The organism is Methylobacterium sp. J-072 (assembly GCF_022829425.1).
Taxonomy (GTDB): domain Bacteria; phylum Pseudomonadota; class Alphaproteobacteria; order Rhizobiales; family Beijerinckiaceae; genus Methylobacterium.
In genome coordinates this window covers 38,484-57,015 of record NZ_JAKSYK010000026.1, presented here as the reverse complement: position 1 = coordinate 57,015, position 18,532 = coordinate 38,484, and the positions used below count along the sequence as shown (strand labels likewise).

The 18,532-nt window shown below is 67.0% G+C and carries 18 protein-coding genes and 1 tRNA gene; 8 read left to right on the top strand and 11 right to left on the bottom strand.

The window, feature by feature from the left end; all coding sequences use genetic code 11:
- Nucleotides 1-80: 80 nt before the first annotated feature.
- Complete coding sequence (locus MKK67_RS01885; protein ID WP_243961619.1) at nucleotides 81-2,081, bottom strand: methyl-accepting chemotaxis protein; 2,001 nt, start codon at nucleotides 2,079-2,081, stop codon at nucleotides 81-83.
- A 354-nt stretch (nucleotides 2,082-2,435) separates the two neighbouring features.
- Nucleotides 2,436-3,275, bottom strand: coding sequence for a DUF1236 domain-containing protein (locus MKK67_RS01880; RefSeq protein ID WP_243961617.1), 840 nt, complete (start codon nucleotides 3,273-3,275; stop codon nucleotides 2,436-2,438).
- 240 nt (nucleotides 3,276-3,515) lie between these two features.
- On the opposite strand from MKK67_RS01880, the gene MKK67_RS01875 reads away from it, so the two are divergent.
- From MKK67_RS01875 to MKK67_RS01865, 3 genes are all read left to right on the top strand, one after another.
- The gene (locus MKK67_RS01875; RefSeq protein ID WP_243961609.1) at nucleotides 3,516-4,880 is read left to right on the top strand and encodes an MFS family transporter; all 1,365 of its coding nucleotides are present in this window, start codon (nucleotides 3,516-3,518) and stop codon (nucleotides 4,878-4,880) included.
- 90 nt (nucleotides 4,881-4,970) lie between these two features.
- On the top strand, nucleotides 4,971-6,143 hold the full coding sequence (locus MKK67_RS01870; protein WP_243961607.1) for an alpha/beta hydrolase: 1,173 nt from the start codon (nucleotides 4,971-4,973) through the stop codon (nucleotides 6,141-6,143).
- Nucleotides 6,144-6,198: 55 nt separating this feature from the next.
- A complete protein-coding gene (locus MKK67_RS01865) occupies nucleotides 6,199-6,480 on the top strand; it encodes a DUF2312 domain-containing protein (RefSeq protein ID WP_058193308.1) in 282 nt (93 codons plus the stop codon).
- A gap of 40 nt (nucleotides 6,481-6,520) precedes the next feature.
- On the opposite strand, the gene MKK67_RS01860 is transcribed toward MKK67_RS01865, so the two are convergent.
- The 3 genes from MKK67_RS01860 to MKK67_RS01850 all read right to left on the bottom strand — a co-directional run bounded on the left by MKK67_RS01860 (nucleotide 6,521) and on the right by MKK67_RS01850 (nucleotide 10,194).
- Nucleotides 6,521-7,510 carry a phosphoribosylaminoimidazolesuccinocarboxamide synthase gene (locus tag MKK67_RS01860; protein WP_243961605.1) on the bottom strand — a complete coding sequence of 330 codons (990 nt, stop codon included), beginning with the start codon at nucleotides 7,508-7,510 and terminating at the stop codon, nucleotides 6,521-6,523.
- A 111-nt stretch (nucleotides 7,511-7,621) separates the two neighbouring features.
- On the bottom strand, nucleotides 7,622-9,448 hold the full coding sequence (locus MKK67_RS01855) for a methyl-accepting chemotaxis protein (protein ID WP_243961602.1): 1,827 nt from the start codon (nucleotides 9,446-9,448) through the stop codon (nucleotides 7,622-7,624).
- A gap of 473 nt (nucleotides 9,449-9,921) precedes the next feature.
- Complete coding sequence (locus MKK67_RS01850; RefSeq protein ID WP_243961600.1) at nucleotides 9,922-10,194, bottom strand: hypothetical protein; 273 nt, start codon at nucleotides 10,192-10,194, stop codon at nucleotides 9,922-9,924.
- A 388-nt stretch (nucleotides 10,195-10,582) separates the two neighbouring features.
- Here MKK67_RS01850 and MKK67_RS01845 point away from each other — a divergent pair, with 388 nt between their 5' ends.
- Nucleotides 10,583-11,335, top strand: coding sequence for a Crp/Fnr family transcriptional regulator (locus tag MKK67_RS01845; RefSeq protein WP_243961649.1), 753 nt, complete (start codon nucleotides 10,583-10,585; stop codon nucleotides 11,333-11,335).
- An 18-nt stretch (nucleotides 11,336-11,353) separates the two neighbouring features.
- Here MKK67_RS01845 and MKK67_RS01840 read toward each other — a convergent pair whose 3' ends face one another.
- The 6 genes from MKK67_RS01840 to MKK67_RS01815 form a co-directional block, all read right to left on the bottom strand.
- Nucleotides 11,354-11,971: a PAS domain-containing protein gene (locus tag MKK67_RS01840; protein WP_243961598.1), complete on the bottom strand. Its 618-nt coding sequence runs from the start codon at nucleotides 11,969-11,971 to the stop codon at nucleotides 11,354-11,356.
- A gap of 230 nt (nucleotides 11,972-12,201) precedes the next feature.
- On the bottom strand, nucleotides 12,202-12,417 hold the full coding sequence (locus MKK67_RS01835; protein ID WP_243961590.1) for a hypothetical protein: 216 nt from the start codon (nucleotides 12,415-12,417) through the stop codon (nucleotides 12,202-12,204).
- A 129-nt stretch (nucleotides 12,418-12,546) separates the two neighbouring features.
- Nucleotides 12,547-13,596: a ketopantoate reductase family protein gene (locus MKK67_RS01830; protein WP_243961588.1), complete on the bottom strand. Its 1,050-nt coding sequence runs from the start codon at nucleotides 13,594-13,596 to the stop codon at nucleotides 12,547-12,549.
- A gap of 460 nt (nucleotides 13,597-14,056) precedes the next feature.
- Nucleotides 14,057-14,132: transfer RNA gene (locus MKK67_RS01825), tRNA-Phe, on the bottom strand.
- A 106-nt stretch (nucleotides 14,133-14,238) separates the two neighbouring features.
- Nucleotides 14,239-14,436 (bottom strand): DNA gyrase inhibitor YacG, encoded by a 198-nt coding sequence (locus MKK67_RS01820; RefSeq protein ID WP_243961586.1) that lies wholly within the window; start codon nucleotides 14,434-14,436, stop codon nucleotides 14,239-14,241.
- Complete coding sequence (locus MKK67_RS01815) at nucleotides 14,433-15,086, bottom strand: Maf-like protein (RefSeq protein ID WP_243961584.1); 654 nt, start codon at nucleotides 15,084-15,086, stop codon at nucleotides 14,433-14,435. Before MKK67_RS01815 ends, MKK67_RS01820 begins: the two co-directional genes overlap by 4 nt.
- A gap of 371 nt (nucleotides 15,087-15,457) precedes the next feature.
- Between MKK67_RS01815 and MKK67_RS01810 the strand changes: the two genes are divergently transcribed.
- The 4 genes from MKK67_RS01810 (at nucleotide 15,458) to MKK67_RS01795 (ending at nucleotide 18,483) form a co-directional block, all read left to right on the top strand.
- Nucleotides 15,458-15,667, top strand: a complete 210-nt coding sequence (locus MKK67_RS01810; protein WP_243961582.1) for a hypothetical protein — start codon at nucleotides 15,458-15,460, stop codon at nucleotides 15,665-15,667.
- Nucleotides 15,668-15,829: 162 nt separating this feature from the next.
- Entirely contained in the window at nucleotides 15,830-16,075 is a 246-nt protein-coding gene (locus tag MKK67_RS01805) for a hypothetical protein (protein ID WP_243961579.1), read from the top strand.
- Between the two features lie 259 nt (nucleotides 16,076-16,334).
- Nucleotides 16,335-17,543 carry a polyhydroxyalkanoate depolymerase gene (locus tag MKK67_RS01800; protein WP_243961647.1) on the top strand — a complete coding sequence of 403 codons (1,209 nt, stop codon included), beginning with the start codon at nucleotides 16,335-16,337 and terminating at the stop codon, nucleotides 17,541-17,543.
- A 163-nt stretch (nucleotides 17,544-17,706) separates the two neighbouring features.
- Nucleotides 17,707-18,483, top strand: a complete 777-nt coding sequence (locus MKK67_RS01795) for a class I SAM-dependent methyltransferase (RefSeq protein WP_243961577.1) — start codon at nucleotides 17,707-17,709, stop codon at nucleotides 18,481-18,483.
- Nucleotides 18,484-18,532 lie beyond the last annotated feature (49 nt).

Sequence of the window (18,532 nt, the reverse complement as noted above, 5' to 3'; positions counted from 1 at the left end):
GGTCCTGCGGAAAATAGCCACCGTTTCTCGATGACCATGTCCGTCTGCCAGCCGGCATTCCAAGATGGCACGTCGGCGGCTCAGGCGGCGCGCACGGTGTGTAGGAAGCGGGCAATCTCCGCGTCGAGCTGCGCCGACTGACGCGAGAGCGCGGAGGCCGCGTCCAGGACCTGATGAGCCGCGGTGCCGGTCTGCTCGGCCGCCTCGGCGACGCCGGTGATGTTCGTCGTCACCTCGTCCGTGCCGCTCGCCGCCTGCGTGACGTTACGCACGATCTCCTGGGTCGCCGCCCCCTGCTCCTCGACGGCCGCCGCCACCGCGCCGGTCACGTCGTTGATGTCGCGGATGCGGATCACGATCCCGCCGATCGCCTGCGCGGCGTGATCGGTCGAGCCCTGGATCCGGCTGATCAGGCCGGTGATCTCTTCCGTCGCCCTGGCGGTCTGCGCGGCCAGTTCCTTCACTTCGGACGCCACCACGGCAAAGCCGCGACCCGCCTCTCCCGCGCGAGCCGCCTCGATCGTCGCGTTCAACGCCAGCAAGTTGGTCTGCGAGGCGATGCTGGAGATCAGCCCGACCGCATCGCCGATCTTGGACACCGCCTGGGCCAGTTCCTGCACCAGCTGTCCGGTCTGGTCCGCCTCGCCGACCGCCGCATGGGCGAGGCTCGCCGAGCCGCCGACCTGACTGGCGATCTCCTGCACGCTGGAGCCGAGCTGCTCGGCGGCCGCCGCGACGGTGCGGACATTGGCGGCGGCCTCCTCAGCCGCCGCCGCGACGCTGGTGGATTGCGCCGCAGCCCGGGTCGCGGTCCCCGTCAGAGTCTGCGCGGTCCCTTGAAGCTGTGTCGCCGAGGACGCGACCATGCCGACGATCGCGCCCACGGCCCGCTCGAACCCATCCGCCAGCGCGACCATGGCGTGCTTGCGCTCGGCTGCAGCGGCCTCGTCGGCCAGGCGCTTCGCCTCGGCTTGCTCCGCTGCCTTCTGGGCGACCAACGCCTTGATGCCCTCCACGGCGCGGCCGACCATGCCGATCTCGTCGTTGCGCCGCGCCTCCGCGATGTCGGTATCGAGCGCGCCCTGGCTCATCCGCTGCAGAACCCCGACCAGGCGGTTCAGCGGACGCGACACGGTGATCGTCATCAGCCGGCCGATCACGATCGCGAGGACGAGGAGCACGAGAAGGGTGGTCACCGCCAGGTCCCGCGCCAGGGCCGTGGTCGGGGCCAACGCTGTGGCGCTGTCCACTGAGATAGCGACGTACCAGTCGAGCGACGGCGGCAAGTTCGGGACGCGGGCGAACACCGTGAAGGTCGCCCGGTCGCCCTCGCGGGTCTCGGCCAGGGTGCTGCCGATCTTCGGGAGCGGTCCGGACAACAGGTCCGACAGCGGCTTGCCGATCAGCTCCGCCCGCGGATGGACCAGCACGGTTCCGGAGCCCGACACCAGGTAGGCGTAGCTTGTGTCACCCGTGGCGACCTCCGCGATCATCCGGGTCAGGGCGGCGCTGTCGAAATCGCCGCCGATCACGCCGAGGACCGCCCGGTTCTCGGCGAGGATCGGCCCCGCCGCGGTGATGGTAACGACATCCGTTCCGGCCGAGGTATAGGGCTCGGTCAGCACCGCTTGTCCCGCCGCCAGGGCATCCTTGTACCAGGGCCGCTCACGCGGATCGTAACCGGCGGGCAGCTCCGTCTTGGGCATCTCCGTGAAGAATCCGTCCACACGGCCGAGATAGGCGCTGAAGAAGACCTCGCGTGCCAACGGCAAGCCGAGCACGTCGTCCGCCTTGGGCCCGACGCCGACGACCGCGATCTGCTGCGCCATGAGCTGCGTCAATTCGAGCTTGCCGCGCAGCCAGTTGCCGACGCTCCGCGCAGACGCGGCACTCAGGCTGGACATGCTGGCGTTGAGACTGGTCCGCAGGGCGGCGGATTGCGTGGCGTAGAGGTAGGCGGAACTCGCCGCGAAGGCGGTGCACACCACAGCGAGGATCAGGAGCACGGCACGACCGGACACGCCGATGCGCGGGCGCGAGAGTCCGGCAAGTCCGGCCGCCTTGAAATCGGGTTCCGACATGCTTCGTCTTCACATCTACCTATGAACGATCGGCCATCCCGCAGGCCCCGCGTGCCAAGTCCGGCCATGAACATCATTGCCCGCCGTCGAAGCGCAAGTCCCAGGCACTCGGCGCTGGATCGTCCACCCAATCGTCACGGTGCTCGATGCAGACGCATCAGCTATGCCGTTCGTTCTTTTAACCTCCTGGATCTTTCACGTTTCTTTCAACAGGCCTTCTCACATCGATCAGGTTGTCAGATCCTTCTTCGTAAGTCTCGCAAAAATGCCCGATCGCCAGGCGTTCTACATCCTGGCGATCGGGCATTTGGTGTGTTTACGCTTGCATGCGCGGTCGGATGGCCTCGGCGTACCTTACGCCGGGATTACGTCCACGATCTCGTAGGTGTCGGGATCGATGATCACGATGTCGTCGCGCACGAGGATGAAGTCGTAGCCCTCGTATTCCGGCACGATCTCGACGATCGCGGGCGGCAGCCGGTGCAGGCTGACGGAGCGCGGGATCGCGGTGCCGACCGCGAGACCGAACGCCACGTCGCGGAGCGGTGAGACGCCGAGCCGGGTGATCGAACCACGGAACTCGGTGCGCTGGCGGGTGTCGAGCCGGTTGACCGCGCCGCGGGCCGAACCGCCGCCGCGGGCGCCCCGGGCACCGTCGCGACCACCCCGATCGCCCCGATCACCCGCCGCGCCACGATCGCCGCGCTGGCCGGGGCCGGTCTCGTCACGCCCGCCTCGGTCGCCGCGCTGGCCCGGACCGGTCTCGTCGCGACCGCCGCGCTGCTCGGCCGGGCCGCCGTCGCGCCCGCCCCGCTCGCCGGCACCGGGATTGCCGCCCGGCCCGTTCCTGTCCGCAGCGCCGTTGCGCTCGCCGGGAGGACCGCCGGCCGGTCCGGGCCGGCCGGGACCCTCGGCGCCGCGTGAGGCCGGACCGCCGGGCTCGGCGCCGCGCGCACCGCCTTCGGCGCCACCACCGCGCATCCCGCCGCCCTCGGCGCCGCCGGCACCCCCGCGCATGCCACCACCGCCGGCCCCGCCCGGTCCTGCGCCGCCGCCGGCCGCCGGGCCGGCACCGCCGCCGGGGCCGCCGGCGCCCGGACCGCCACCTCCGCCCGGGCCGCCCTGCGCGAAGGCCGTCGCCGCGCCGGCGATGAGGATGGCGGCCGCCACCGTGTCCCTGAAGATCCGCGTCATGGCATTTCGTCCCGTTGTGGTTGAGGCGCCCACGGCACCCATGCCGGGCCGCAACGGGGTCCCGTGCGAAACCGTTCCGTCCCGCCCTGCCATAGGGGCCTATGAGAAGTGACACAGGCAGCCACTGTCCCGGTCAAAGTCCGATCACGGACTTGCGATCACGATCGTCGCCTGTAACGTCGCGCTTATCGAAGAATAGGCCGGCTGTTACCGGCCGATGAGCCGTGAGACGGAGACGCCATGTCCGCCTTGAGGGACGATACGATCGGTATCGCGCCGAGCGCCGCCGACGACGCCGCAGACCGCCGCCGTCGCATCTGGGCGATCGTCGGCTCATCCTCGGGCAATCTGGTCGAGTGGTACGACTTCTACTGCTACGCGTTCTTCGCGCTCTACTTCGCGCCCGCCTTCTTCCCGAAGGGCGATTCCACCAGCCAGCTCCTCCAGACCGCCGGCATCTTCGCGGTCGGCTTCTTCATGCGGCCCGTGGGCGGCTGGCTGTTCGGCCGCATCGCCGACCGGGTCGGGCGCCGGACCTCAATGGTCGTCTCGGTGCTGATGATGTGTTTCGGCTCGCTGCTGATCGGCATCCTGCCGACCTACGAGCATGTCGGCACGCTCGCGCCCGTGTTGCTTCTGCTCGCGCGCATGCTCCAGGGCCTGTCGGTGGGTGGCGAGTATGGCACCTCGGCGACCTACATGAGCGAGGTGGCGATCAAGGGGAAGCGCGGATTCTTCGCCTCGTTCCAGTACGTCACGCTGATCGGTGGGCAGTTGCTCGCCTCGCTGGTGCTGGTGCTGCTCCAGACCGTGATGACCGCGCCCGAGCTGACCGCCTGGGGCTGGCGCATCCCGTTCTTCATCGGCGCCGGGCTGGCAGTGGTCGCCCTCTATCTCCGGCGCTCGCTCGCCGAGACCAAGGAAGCCGGTGACAAGGAGACCGCCGGCACCTTCGCCGAGCTGTTCAAGCATTGGCGGGCGTTCTGCGTCGTCCTGGCCTACACGGCCGGCGGGTCCTTGAGCTTCTACACGTTCACGACCTACATGCAGAAGTACCTGGTCAACACCGCCGGCATGCCGAAGACGTCGGCGTCGCAGGTCATGACCGTCGTGCTGTTCGTCTACATGGCGATCCAGCCGCTGTTCGGTGCGCTGTCCGACAAGATCGGCCGCAAGGCGAACATGCTGCTCTATAGCGGCCTCGGCACACTCATGGTGGTGCCGCTGATGACGGCTTTGGGGACCAACAAGGATCCCTACCTGGCCTTCGCGCTGATCACACTCGGTCTCTCAGTGGTGTCGTTCTACACCGGCATCAGCGGCATCGTGAAAGCCGAGCTGTTTCCCACCAACGTGCGAGCGCTGGGCGTCGGCCTGTCCTACGCCCTGGCCAACGCCCTATTCGGCGGCACCGCCGAGTTCGTCGCCCTGTGGTTCAAGGACAACGGCATGGAGAGCACGTTCTTCTGGTACGTGACCGTGCTGATGGCGGTGGCCTTCGTGGGCTCGCTGATCATGCCGAACCCGAAGGTGCACGGCTACCTCGACGGCGCCGGCACGGTGGAAGAGGCGCTGGGCAAGAAGCGCCGCTTCGCCCACGCCTGACCCCGGTGGTCCGGCCGCTCGGAATGCGGCCGGGCCTTTTCCGATGACCGGCCTCCCGCCGGTCACGTGAGACATCGGCGGGAGGCCACCATGCTCAAACGTGCCGCCGCAGGCGCCCTGGCGCTGCTCTGTCTCGGCGCCGCCCAACGCACCCAGGCCGACGAGTCCGGGCCGTTCAAGCCGACGCAGCCCGCCGGCTACTTCTTCGTCGGCGGCCGCTACGAGACCGCGAACGGCCGGACCACCGCCCTCGGGCAGATGTTCGTCGCATACCGCGCGCCGGGGCGGGTCACGCAGCCCTATCCGGTCGTGATGGTTCACGGCACGGCGCAGACCGGGACCAACTTCCTGGGCACGCCCGACGGACGGCCCGGCTGGGCGGACCGCTTCGCCGCCAAGGGTTTCGCGGTCTACGTGGTCGATCAGGTCGGGCGGGGCCGCTCGGGCGGCGACGCGGAGACGTACGGACCCTACGCGCGCCTGCCCGCTGAGGATCTTGAAACGGTGTTCACCGGGCAGGAGCGGTCCGAACTCTACCCGCAGGCAAAACTCCATACCCAATGGCCCGGCGGAGCGGGTCTGCGCGGCAATGCCGCCTTCGATCAGTTCTATCGGTCGCAGGTGCCCTACATCGCGAGTGCCCTGCGGAGCGAGGAGCTAGTCGATCCGGCGCTGATCGCGCTGCTCGAAAAGATCGGGCCGGCGATCGTGCTGACCCACTCGCAGGCCGGCGTGTTCGGCTGGGCGGTCTCGGACCAGCGGCCGGACCTCGTGAAGGCGCATGTCGCCGTCGAGCCGAACGGGCCGACCTTCTTCGACATCCGGTTCAAGGGCGGCACCGATTGGTACGAGCGGGTCGGCGACGCCCGGGCCCGCCCCTACGGGATCACCCGGGTGCCGCTGCATTTCGAGCCGCCGGTGAGCGGCCCGACGGACCTGACCGTGGTCCAGGCCGAGCGCGCGGCTGCTCCGGACCAGATCCGCTGCTGGCTACAGGCGGAGCCCGCCCGCGCCCTGCCGAATCTCGCCAAGGTGCCGGCCGTGATCGTCACCGCGGAAGCCTCGTTCCGGGCGACCATGGACGATTGCACCGCGGCCTTCCTCACCCAGGCCGGAGCCAAGCCGGACCGGCTGGCCCTCGCTGAGCAGGGCATCCACGGCAACGGCCACATGATGATGCTGGAATCGAACAGCGATCAGGTAGCCGACGCGATCGTCGGGTGGATCGAGACGCGGATCGGCGCCAGCGCACCCCGGCCTTAACCCCCTGCTTACCCTCTGCCGCGAGGGTACGGCCCGTCATACGACGAGGCTTTGCATGACCGACATGACCGACACCGTGGGCGTCGCGGGCGACCGCATCCGCTCGATCATCGAGCGCGTGGAACGGCTGGAGGAGGAGATCAAGGACCTGATGGAGGCGAAGAAGGAAGTCTTCGCCGAGGCCAAGGGCGAGGGCCTGGACGTCAAGATCCTCAAGGAGATCCTGAAGATCCGCAAACAGGACAAGGACGAGCGCGACGAGCACGAGACGCTGCTCGACGTCTACCTGCGGGCCATGGACGCGCCCGCCCCGGCCCCGATCAAGGCGGCCGCCTGACGGGATGGGAGGGGACGGCGCCCTGCGCGCCGTCCCGCCCTCAGCGGATCGGCTCGGCCGCCAGATAGGCGGCGAGGTTGCGCCGGATGCGATCGAGCGGCACTTCGCTCGGGTCGGGCAGCGCGAAGCGCGCTCCGGTGATCGTCTCATAGGCGCGAATGTAGACCGCGGCCGTCTCCAGGACGATTTCCGCCGGGATCTCGGGGATCGCGTCCTTGTAGGGATCGCAGCGGGCGACAACCCAGTTGCGCACGAAGTCCTTGTCGAAGCTCTCCGGGGCGGCACCCGCGGCGAAACGCTCGGGATAGCTCGCGGCGAACCAGTACCGGCTGCTGTCCGGCGTGTGAATCTCGTCGGCGAGAACGATACGGCCCTCCGCGTCCGTGCCGAATTCGTATTTCGTATCCGCCAGGATCAGCCCACGCTCGGCCGCCAGGTCCTGCCCGCGGGCGAACAGCGCCAAAGCCGCTTCTGAGACGGTCCGCCACTGCTCCGGACTGAGCAGGTTGCCCTCCAGGATCCCGGCTTCCGTCAGCGGCTCGTCGTGGCCCCCGTCGAACGCCTTGGTGGTGGGCGTGATGATGGGCTTCTCCAGGCGCTCGTTCGGCCGCATGCCGTCCGGGAAGCGATGCCCGTACATCTCCCGCTCGCCAGCCCGGTAGCGCGTCAGCACGGAGGTCGAGGTGGTGCCCGCGAGATAGCCCCGCACCACCACCTCCACGGGCAGGATCTCCAGGCGGCGACCGACCACGACGTTCGGGTCCGGATAGGCGAGGACGTGGTTCGGGCAGAGATCGGCGGTGCGCTCGAACCAGTAGCGCGCGGTCTGGGTCAGCACCTGGCCCTTGAACGGGATCGCGGCGAGCGCCCGGTCGAAGGCGCTGATCCGGTCCGAGGTGATCAGGATGCGCCGCCCGTCCGGCAGGTCGTAATTGTCCCGGACCTTGCCGCGGTAATGGTTCGGCAGCTCGGGCAGGGTCGCCTCGCGCAGGACCTGATGGGCGTGCGGGGCGAGATCTGCCGTGTTCATCGGACCGTTCCGTCAGGCTGCACGGCGACCGCGCCGCATCGCGTGTGTGCGCGGACGGGCCGGAGATTTCCAGCCCCTTTCCCCGGGGCCGGAGCACCCCGTGCCGATCGGTCAGGCCGCACGGACAGTGTGTAGGAAGCGTGCGACCTCGGCGGTGAGGTGCTCGGACTGGCGCGACAGCTCCGTGGCCGCGTCCAGAACCTGGGTCGCGGCGGCGCCGGTCTCCTCGGCGGCGCCAGCCACGCCGGCAATGTTGTTGGTCACCGTACCGGTGCCCTGCGCCGCCTGGGCGACGTTGCGGGCGATCTCCTGAGTCGCTGCACCCTGCTCTTCGACCGCCTCGGCGATCGACGTCGCCACACCGCTGATCTCCTGGATCCGTGCCGTGATCGCGCCGATGGCCGAGACGGCCTGGCCGGTCACGCCCTGGATCTGGCCGATCTGCTGACCGATTTCTTCGGTCGCCCTGGCGGTCTGCTCGGCGAGGGCTTTCACCTCGGAGGCGACCACCGCGAAGCCCCTCCCCGCTTCCCCGGCGCGGGCCGCTTCGATCGTCGCGTTCAAGGCCAGCAAATTGGTCTGGCCGGCGATATCCGAGATCAGCCGGACCACGTCGCCGATCCGGCCCGCAGCCTCGCTCAACGCCTGCACGAAGCCGGCAGTCTGCCCGGCCTCGTCGACGGCGTTGTTTGCGAGCTTGGCCGAGTCGTCCACCTGCCGCCCGATCTCCTGGACCGACGAGCCCAGCTCTTCGGCGGCAGCCGCCACGGTATTGACGTTGCTGGCCGCCTCGTCGGCCGCGGAGGCCGCGGCGCCGGATTGGGCCGAGGTCTGGCCGGCCATGGCCGACATCGCGCCGGCGGTGGCCTGCAGCTCGGTGGCCGAGGACGAGACCATGCCGATGATGCCGCCGACCGCATGCTCGAAGGCCTCGGCCATCTGGCGCATGCCGGCCTTGCGCTGCTCCTCGGCGGCAGCCCGCGCCTCTGCGGCTTCGGCCTCCAAGGCGCGGGTGCGGATCAGGTTGTCCTTGAACACCTGCACGGCCGCGGCCATCGCACCGATTTCGTTCTTCGTCTCCGTGTCGGGGACGCGGATCTCGGTGTCGCCGTCGGAGATCCGGCTCATCACCTGCGCCATCCGGCGGATCGGGAGCGACACCTTGCGGATGCACAGGACGATCACACCGGCACAGGTCGCGATCACGGCGAGACCGCACAGCAGGTAGACGTACAGGCGGATCCGCGCCGCCTCGATCCGCCGCTCGATCTGATCGGAAACCAGGTCGAACAGGCGCTCCCGCAATTCGATGATCGACCGCATCGCCGGCACATACTGCCCCCCGAAGTCCTGGACCGAGAGGTCGGAGGGGCGCCCGGCGAGGCTCTGCTCGACGATCCCGGCCGCGAGCCGCCGGCCGCCCTCGACGTACTTGGCCTGGAGCGTCCTCAGGAACTCGTCGACCCGCGCATCCTCGCCGATCTTGCCCCGCGCCAGGAGCATCTGCCGGATCTGGGCGTCGACCTGCCCGCTCAGGCGGTTGTACTGGCCGATCTCCCCGATGGTCATCGCCCGCTTGCCGACCAATGCCGGCGTGAACACCGAGCCGATCTGACCGGCGACATCGCGCAGTTCGGTGGCGGTCCGCGTCATCGTCAGCCAGGAGCCCAGACGTGAATCGGCCGTCACCGCCATCTCGTCCACGGCGTTCAGAGCGGAATCCAGGGTGGGGGGAACGGCGATCAGGGCGTCCACCACGCCGGCCACCTCATCCGGACGCCGCTGCGCCAGGGGCTGGCCCGTCAGGGCATCGACACGCCGGCGCGCTGCAGCGAGGAGACGCGTGGCGTCCGCCACGGCATCGGACGCCTGGACTTTCCACTGCGCCGGCAATGCGGACGTGACGGCTGTCGCGTCGCGCAAAGCCGCGTCGCTCAAGCCGCGGATTTCGGTAAGAGCCTGCTCGGTCGCGCTCGACAGGGGCCGCTCGCTCCCCAGAGCCGCGTTGGTCGGCCCACGCTCCTGCGAAATCCGCGTCGATGCTGCGAGAATCGTCCGAGATGTCGAAACGCCGATGCGGGCATCGACACTACTCTGATAATCACGGTCTTCTCTCACTATCACCTGACCGGTGACGGCCAAGCACACGGCGCTGATTAACGTCGTAAATAGAATAATCAATGTCGATATCTTCACAACACCCTCCCACTCAACAAAAGTGTTCGACATGCGGCAATGGCAATTCCATAACATTTAGAACGTTCATATAACACAGGAAATAATTCAAAATTGAGGAGCAAGTTTCTCAAAATTAGTATGAAAGGGGAATGATTTATTACATCACGGACTAGAAATTTTCTGAGATATCATGTTATTCCAAATAGACGACTTGATCTAAAAATATAGCAAAATTATTCAATCTCGCGCATTAGATCATTGACCGGGTCGTCGATGTAAATGAATAGCTGGCTATAAAGACTGACGCGCGTGAATCGACTGTCGGTCGGTGCCTTGGAACGAGCGAACGCTCCGAACTCAGACCCGTCGCGCGAATCGTCCTGTCCGGCAGCACCGTCTTTTTCGGAGACCGGTGCCGGATCTTTCAGGATGCTGCCGTCATGGCGCGCCCTCGACAGATCACCCGCCTTTTCCCAAAGGCGACGCGCCCGATCGGACCTTCGCACCTCACGGGATCGAGCCTAAGAACGTGCCTTCAGCCACCTCGACGGCGAAGCGAAGCATCAATCCGACCGGCAAATGGCCCCGACACACGGTGATCTTGGCATCGCGGGATTCGGCCGTACCCGGGGACGCCATGCCGTCCGATACGACTTGATCGATGCCTGGGAAACTCTACGTTCCTTGAGGTCATCTGATACTTTCGTCCGATCAGCACAAGTATTTATGCCTTCCATCAATACTGTACTTTATTATACGGTACTTTCCGGTGAGCATCAGTCACTCGACTGTGGCAGAGGTGAAGTGTGGCTGCTATGGGGTGGCGGGATCGGCGCAGACCTTGAGCGCCGATGGCGGCGAGGCCCGGGGTGCTCGCCGGTCGGCGGAGGCGCGATGACGGGTACTCTTCACCAAACCGACAAGCATCCGTTCGTCCGCAAAATCGAAAGCATCGCCCTCTTCACACTCACGGACGACGAACGGGCGGCGCTTCTCGCCCTGCCCCTGCAGATGGTGCAGTTCGAGGCGTATCAGGACATCGTGCGCGAGGGCGATCGTCCCGCACGCTGCTTCGCGTTGTTCGAAGGGATCGCCTGCACCTACAAGACGACGCTGGGCGGCAAGCGGCAGGTCATGGCCTACCACGTCGCCGGCGACATACCCGACATCCAGAGCCTGCATCTAAAGGTCCTCGACATCAGCATCGGCACGGTCGGCCCGTGTCGGATCGGCTTCGTCCAGCACGATGCGGTGCGAGCATTGCTGCGTGCGTTTCCACGGTTGGGCGACGTCCTGTGGCGCGCGACGCTGATCGACGCCGCCATAGTTCGCGAGTGGATGCTCAACACCGGCCGGCGGGATGCCTATGCTCGCATGGCCCATCTGTTTTGCGAGCTGGTGACGCGCCTGGGCGTCGTCGGCCTCGCCCCGGATCGGAGCTGCGAGATGCCGATGATCCAGCCTGAGCTGGCGGATGCCCTCGGGATCACGCCGGTCCACGTCAACCGCACGATCCGCGACCTGAAGGAAGCCGGATTGATCACGCTTCGCAGCCGGCGCCTGATCGTCCACGACTGGGACGGGTTGAAGGCGGCGGCCGAGTTCGACCCGGCCTACCTGCACCTCACCGAACCGGACCCGGCCTGAATCCCGCCGAAGCCGGACTCAGTTCATCTGCGTCCGGCGCATGCGCCACTCCTGCTCGGCGAGCTTGCGACCGAGATCAAGCAGGAGCGCTTCCGCCCGGGCCTTGAGGGCCGGGTCCTGCAACTCGCAGATCGCCCGATGCGCCGCCATGGCGAAGTCGGCGGCGCGCTCCAGCGGCGGCTCGGGCTCATGAAATTCGGTCGTCTCGACGGCGCCCATCGTGGCCTCGCCCATCCGCACGTCGGTGATGTCGACGATGATCCCGCGGCCGCTGACCGGCTGCCCTCTGTGGTTGTGCAGGAAGCGGCCCCGGCCCAGCACCCAGCGGGTGATGCCGTCGGCCGAGCAGACCCGATACTCGATGACGTAGAGCCCGCCGTCGCGGCCGCCCCTGCGGATATGCGCCTGCACCCGGTCCCGATCCTCCGGGTGGATGCTGGCGAGGAAGGCGTCGAGGGGCAGGCCTGCCTCGGCCTCCTCCGGATCGACGTTGAACAGCAGCGCCACGAACAGATCGGCTTGGATGCTATCCGAGGCGGCATCCCACGACCAGCTGCCGATCACATCCAGAGCATCGAGCGCGCCTTGGAACGCCGCTGCACACGTCCGGTATTCGGAGAACTTCGGTTTTGGCATGCAGGGTCTGGTTCCGAACCGGAATCGAACCGGGTTTAGGCCATCACGTCACAACTTCAAGAAGAATATATGCATCTCACCGCAACTTTTGCGTGATTGTGACGCGTGGCGCCCGCCCGGCCTCGCCGACGTGAGGACCGACCTCCGGTCCCATACCGGCGCCGACGCGCCGGAGGGTTCTACGCCGCGTCTGCCGGACAGGTTTCGCGATGATCGAGAGGCTATCGCCGTCACCGTGCGCCGGTTCCGGTGCTCGGCCGGCTCAGACGCTCCGCCTCCGCTCGCCAGGAATCGCGCTCGGCCTGAACCGCCTCGATCCGGGCGTGCAGATGGCCGGCATCGATCGCCGTTTCCATCAGCATGTCCTGGGCGGCGGCCAATTGCGCGCGCAGCTCGGCATTCTCGGTGGCCAGGGCCAGGAGGAGAGCGGCCACGTCATCGCCCATCCGTGTGCCCCGGCTCCCACTTCCGAGCGGGCGCATCTACCCGTGCCGGGGGCCGGCCACAACCGTATCCGGCAAACTATTCCCAGGCGAGCCGCGCGGGACACGATCGGCACGCCGCGCGGCGGCCGTTCAGCCCTCGATCACCCGCTCGTCGAGCTTGCGGTCGACGATCTGGACCGTCCGGTCGATCTCGGCATCGGGAGTGCCGAGCTGGTGCGAGATCAGCTTCACCAGCAGGTCGACGCGCTCGATGAACGGTGTGCCGTTCGCCACCGCCCGGGCGGCCGAGGACGGCTTGAGCAGGCTCTCGGCGGCCTTGGCGTATTTCTCGAAGGGCACCTGATCCTGCGGATCGGCGCCCAGGCGCCGGGCGATGCCATCCACATGCTCGTAGATGGCGCGGGACTTGGCGAGATCGCCATGCACGGCGTCGCGGATCGATTGCGGCTCCTGCGGCGTGATGCACCGGTAATTGCCTGTGAGCAGCATCGACCATTTCGCCAGCGGGACGAACAGCGAATCGAACACCTTGAGCTTTACCGGCACGTCCTGGCCGTCGAGGCGCACGGCGTCGATGTCGGTTTCCAGCTCGCGCAGCAGCCGGTTATGCGCCTCGTCCGCGAAGATCGCCGCCTTGAAGTTGGTCGGCAGGCCGACATGGAGCACGTTCGCCCCCTCGTCCGGCGGACGGAACGCCTGGGGATCCGGGGAGCACAGGGAGACCAGCCCGGGCTCGAACCGGTCCCAGACGCCGGCATTGGTGTAGGCGTCCTCGAGGTCCATCGCGGCCAGGGCCGGGATCCGCTTGAGATACGAGAGCGGCGGCATGTTCATGATCGACAGGCACGGCAGCTTCGCCGCCGCGATCTTGATCATCAGCACCCGGATCGTATGGTTGTTGTACTGTGGCTCCTGCATGGCGAGGCCGACCAGGTCGTAGCGCGACGGGTCGATATCCTCAGGCGGCGCGGCGTCGAGGGTGCCGGGCAGGTCGCGCGACAGGATCGCGCGATGGTTCGGCTCGTCCCGCAGCTTGATGCGGACTTCGGTCCCCTCCTGGTTGATCAGGTCCGCGGTCTTCCGGCGGCAGACCAGGGTCACGTTGTGCCCGGCCATCAGGAGCTTGGTCGCCAGCAGGGAGCCGTACGAGGCCCCCAGGATCAGGATGTTGCGGGGCATGCTTCGACTCCCAAGGTCCGTCTTCGTCTTGTCCTGCGGCGAACCCGTATGGCGTACGGGTTCAGGCTTTCCGCATGGCGGCGCCGGCCGTGTGTTCGGCAGCGTAGCGAAGCTTGTCCTGGGATGCCACTCGGCTGGCATACCAAAAAATTTGACCGCTCCGGTGAGTTGGATTTTTGATGCGTGATCGATCGCTTTGCCCCGACCGGGCGGCTTACGGGCGTGACCCGTTACCGGCTGTCAGGCGTGAGGCTTACGGAGCCGGGCTGTTGCAATGACCCGGCGATGCACGATCAAGCCGTCAGCCTCGAAGGGATGATTTGAGATACAACTCGCCCGGACGGCACACCGTACGAAGCGCCGGATCGAGCAGGACGCAAAACATACGCTCTCCGCGCCTGGGCGTGTCAATCTCGCGGGGGAGTTTTACTTCAGCACCATCCACCGCTCAGCGGGATGATGGTGCCCAGGGGCGGAATCGAACCACCGACACTGCGATTTTCAGTCGCATGCTCTACCAACTGAGCTACCTGGGCGTCGCCCGCGCCGCTGTGGGCCTCGGACGCCGCGGGGTATAGTCAGGAGTCTGGGGCCTGTCCAGCCTTGCCGTGACATCGACGTGACGAAGACGGCGGAAAAATTTCAGCGCTCCTGATCCGGCTCCGGGGGCGGCGCGTCCGGGTCGAGTTCCTCCGGAATCGCGTAGCGCTCGTTCAGCCAGCGGCCGAGATCGACATCGGCACAGCGCTGCGAACAGAATGGCCGGAAGTCGTCGGCCTCGGGCCGCCGGCAGATCGGGCAGGCCGGGCGGCGCTCTCGGAGAATGGGCAGTTCGATCATGCGAGGCTGCCCCAGGCGGCCCGGACCGGATAGCCCTCGCCGTCGAGCAGGCTCAGGGTCTCGTAGAGCGGCAGGCCGACCACGGCGCTGTACGAGCCGACGAGCTTCACCACGAAGGCGCCGGCCAGGCCCTGGATCGCGTAGCCGCCCGCCTTCCCGCGCCATTCGCCCGAGGCGAGGTAGCCCTGGATGTCGCGGCCGGAGAGGCGCTTGAACCGCACGCGGGTCTCGACGATCCGCTCCCGCCGTCCGTTCGGCGACAGCAGGCAGATCGCCGTGAAGACGCGATGCGGCCGTCCGGAGAGGAGCCGCAGGCAATCGGCGGCCTCGTCCGGCCCCTCGGCCTTCGGCAGGACACGGCGGCCGACCGCCACCACCGTATCGGCGGCGAGCAGCCAGGTCGGGATCGTCCGGTCCTGGTGATGCAGCGCGGCCTCCGCGGCGGCGAGCTTGGTGCGGGCGAGGCGCCGGGCCAAGTCGCGCGGCGGTTCGGCCTTGCGCGGCGTCTCGTCGATGTCGGCGGGCAGCAGCGAATCCGGCTCGATGCCGATCTGCTGCAGCAGCGCCAGGCGGCGCGGCGAGCCGGAGGCGAGCACGAACCGGGTGGCCGGCCCCTGCGCCGGACCGATCGCTTCAGGTGTGGCGTCCATGGTGTTCCGCTCGCACGTTCGGCCGAGCCCGCCCCGCAATGCGGATGATCGCGCGCGGGGCGCGGCGTATCCCCGCTCCGCCGGGACCGTCTCGATCTCTGCCGCCTGATAAGGGATGGGGTCCGGCTTGTGAACCAGACGCCCCGCACCGGCAGAGGCCTGCGATCACCAGGCTATTGGGGCGGATAGAGCACCTCGGCAAGAGTCTGTCGGCCCGAGAACAGCCAAATCCACCATCCAATTGGACATTGCCCGTCTGGCAAGGCTTTGTGTCGCCGGCTCAAGAAGACGTAAAGGTTTGGCGCAGGTCCGTAACGCGACATTAACCAAACCGGGCGGACAGTGTCGGTATCGAAACGGGATCGATTCCGATGCTGAACGCTGATCCACTCGTGGCACGCCCGAAGCTCGTGAATGCGGCACTCCTCGCCCGCGCCCTCGACGGCCTGAGGCCGCAGGTCAGTTCCTCGGCCGAGATGTGGCAGGCGCTGACCGACCACTACGTCGTCGATCTCGATGCCGTCGCGGCCCTTCTCCCGGCCATCGAACCGGAGACCCAGTGGCTTTCGACCCGGGACTGAGCCCGGTAAGATCAATCGCTTCGCAATATCCGTCGCGGCTGGCACGCCGCATGCTTGGCGATTTAGGAATAGGCGAGGAAGCACCCAGGCAACGACAACGCGGCGGCTCGGACGCCAAGAGCACCCCGCGGACCTTTCGATCCATCGAAGCTGAGGTCCGTCATGTCCGAATTGCTGTCTGTTGCCTTGATTTGTGCTGGCACCCTGCTGGCGCAGGATTGCTCCCGCGATACCGCCCTCGACATCATCGTCGCGCCCGCCCACTCGCCGATGGAGTGCCTGATGCACGCCCAGACCATGGCGGCCCAGGCAGGGCTGCCCGGCGGCGGCGATCGCTACCTCAAGATCGCCTGCGAGCATCGCCGGACCGAGGCCGAGCCCGGCCCGGTCGTGCGCCGCGCCTCGTGAGGCGGACGGACCTTTCTTCGGACCGGATGTTTGGCTGACGGCACCGTCCGGCCCCGCGGGCCGGCACAGTCTAGAGTTGGTGCATCAAAGCCACGGCCCTCGCTTTCCTGTGGGCCTCAGCCTTTTGGACAGTTGCGACCTTAGGGCGGTGGGCCGATGCTCACCGGCCATGCTGATGCATCTCCCATCCCGGCATCCGCCCAAGTTTGCCGTCCCGATCGCCCGCGTGCCGGGCCGGGCGCCCGCGAGTGCCCGCCCGATGCTGTACGATGCGTTCGACCTGCAGACCGACCTCGCCGCCCAGACCCGGGCGTGGGGCCGGATGATAAACGACGCGTGGTCGCCCTGGATCCGCTGGAGCGAGCCGGCCCGATGGATGTCGGCCAATGCCCGCATGATGATGCGCGCGGGCCTGACCTTCGCGCGGCCCGCCTACGGGATCGAATCGGTTACCGTGGGCAACCGGAGCGTGCCGGTCAGCGAGGAGGCCGTGACGGTCACGCCGTTCGGCACCCTACTGCACTTCAAGAAGGACATCCACACCGAGCAGCCCAAGGTGCTGCTGGTCGCACCGTTGTCGGGCCACTTCGCGACCCTGCTGCGCGCCACCGTGCGCGTGATGCTGCCCGATCACGACGTCTACATCACCGACTGGCACAACGCCCGGGACGTCCCCTTGTCGGCGGGCCGGTTCGGGTTCGACGAGTATGTCGCGCACCTGATCCAGTTCCTCCAGGTCATGGGCGAGGGATCGCACGTGGTGGCGGTCTGCCAGCCGACCGTGCAGGCGCTGGTCGCCGCCGCCGTCATGGCCCAGGCGAAGGATGCGGCCGCTCCGCGTAGCATGACCCTGATGGCCGGGCCGGTGGATTGCCGGATCAACCCGACCGGCGTGAACGAGCTCGCGACCTCGAAGCCGATCGAGTGGTTCGAGAAGAATCTCATCGCCACGGTCCCGGCCCGACACAAGGGCGCCGGCCGTAGGGTCTATCCGGGCTTCGTGCAGGTCTCGGCGTTCATGTCGATGAACACCAAGCGCCACGTCCAGGGCCATTCCGACCTGTTCTGGCACATGGCCAACGGCGAGGACGACAAGGCCGAGGCGATCGAGACCTTCTACGACGAGTATTTCGCCGTCCTCGACCTGGCGGCGGAGTTCTACCTGGAGACGGTCAAGACCGTGTTCCAGGACTACACCCTCGCCAAGAACGAGCTGCGCTATCGCGGCGAGCCGATCGATCTGGGAGCGATCCGCCGCACGGCGCTGATGACCGTCGAGGGCGAGCGGGACGACATCTGCGCCCCCGGCCAGACCATGGCGGCGCACGACCTCTGTACCGGGCTCGCCCCCTACATGCGGACGCACCACCTCCAGGCCGGCGTCGGCCATTACGGCGTCTTCGCCGGCAAGCGCTGGGAGACGCAGATTTACCCGCAGGTGCGGAATTTCATCCAGGCGCATAACTGAGCGTCGTTGGCCTGCCGAAGGCCGGCACGGCCACTATGAGACTTCTCACCCACGCATCGGACTAGATCAACGGCCGACATCGACGCAAGCTCGAAGCAGCCTTCATCGATTACCAACGTCCCTTCGGTCCATCACAGGGCTTCCGATTAGAGGACGTGTCGTCATGCGCGATTTGCGCAGAGCGAAGTACGAACGTTTCAGATCCGCTCTACTCGCACCATTCGATCAGCATCCGAGCGGAACATTCCCGATCTTTACGACGGATCGCCATTTCGATTTGAGCGACTACGCCGCCGAAAGCGCCAATCATAACGTCGAGATGTTCGACAATCTCATCAAGGCTTGCCCTGACGAGTTGTTCCTTGACCTCGGCTGCGGTTATCGGGAGCGCACCTTCGAGAACTGCCTTTATCTCGAGGTCTACCCTTCCCGCTCGGCGGATCTGATCGTCGAGCCGAACTGCCTCTATCCGATCCGATCGGGCTCTTTGTCCGGCATCGGGTGCTTCGCGGTTCTCGAACACACACGCAAGCCCTGGCTGGTCGTGCAGGAGATCGCGCGTATGCTCAAGCCAAACGATCAGGTCTTCATCGACTGGCCGTTCCTACAGCCGGTTCACGGTTACCCATCGCATTTCTTCAATGCCACGCGCGAAGGGTTAGTTAGCCTCTTCGAGGATAACGGGTTCAAGACCGACCTGGCTTTCACGGGAGCCCATCAAACGGCCGCTTACACCATCCAGTGGATCCTGGGGCGCTTCGCCCATCATCTCGAAGATCCGAAACTGCGCAATGAGTTTGCACAAATGAGGGTCAGCGACCTAGTCTCGATGGACCAGCAGGACCCGCTGTGGTGGAAGTTCCTGAACGCGCTTCCGCCGGATGCCTTTTCCGAGCTGGCCTGTGGCAACATGCTTGTGGCTACCAAGGCGGCTTCGTAGCCCGCGGTCGCGCCGATTTGACCCGCCGACCGGCGCGGCCCACCATGCT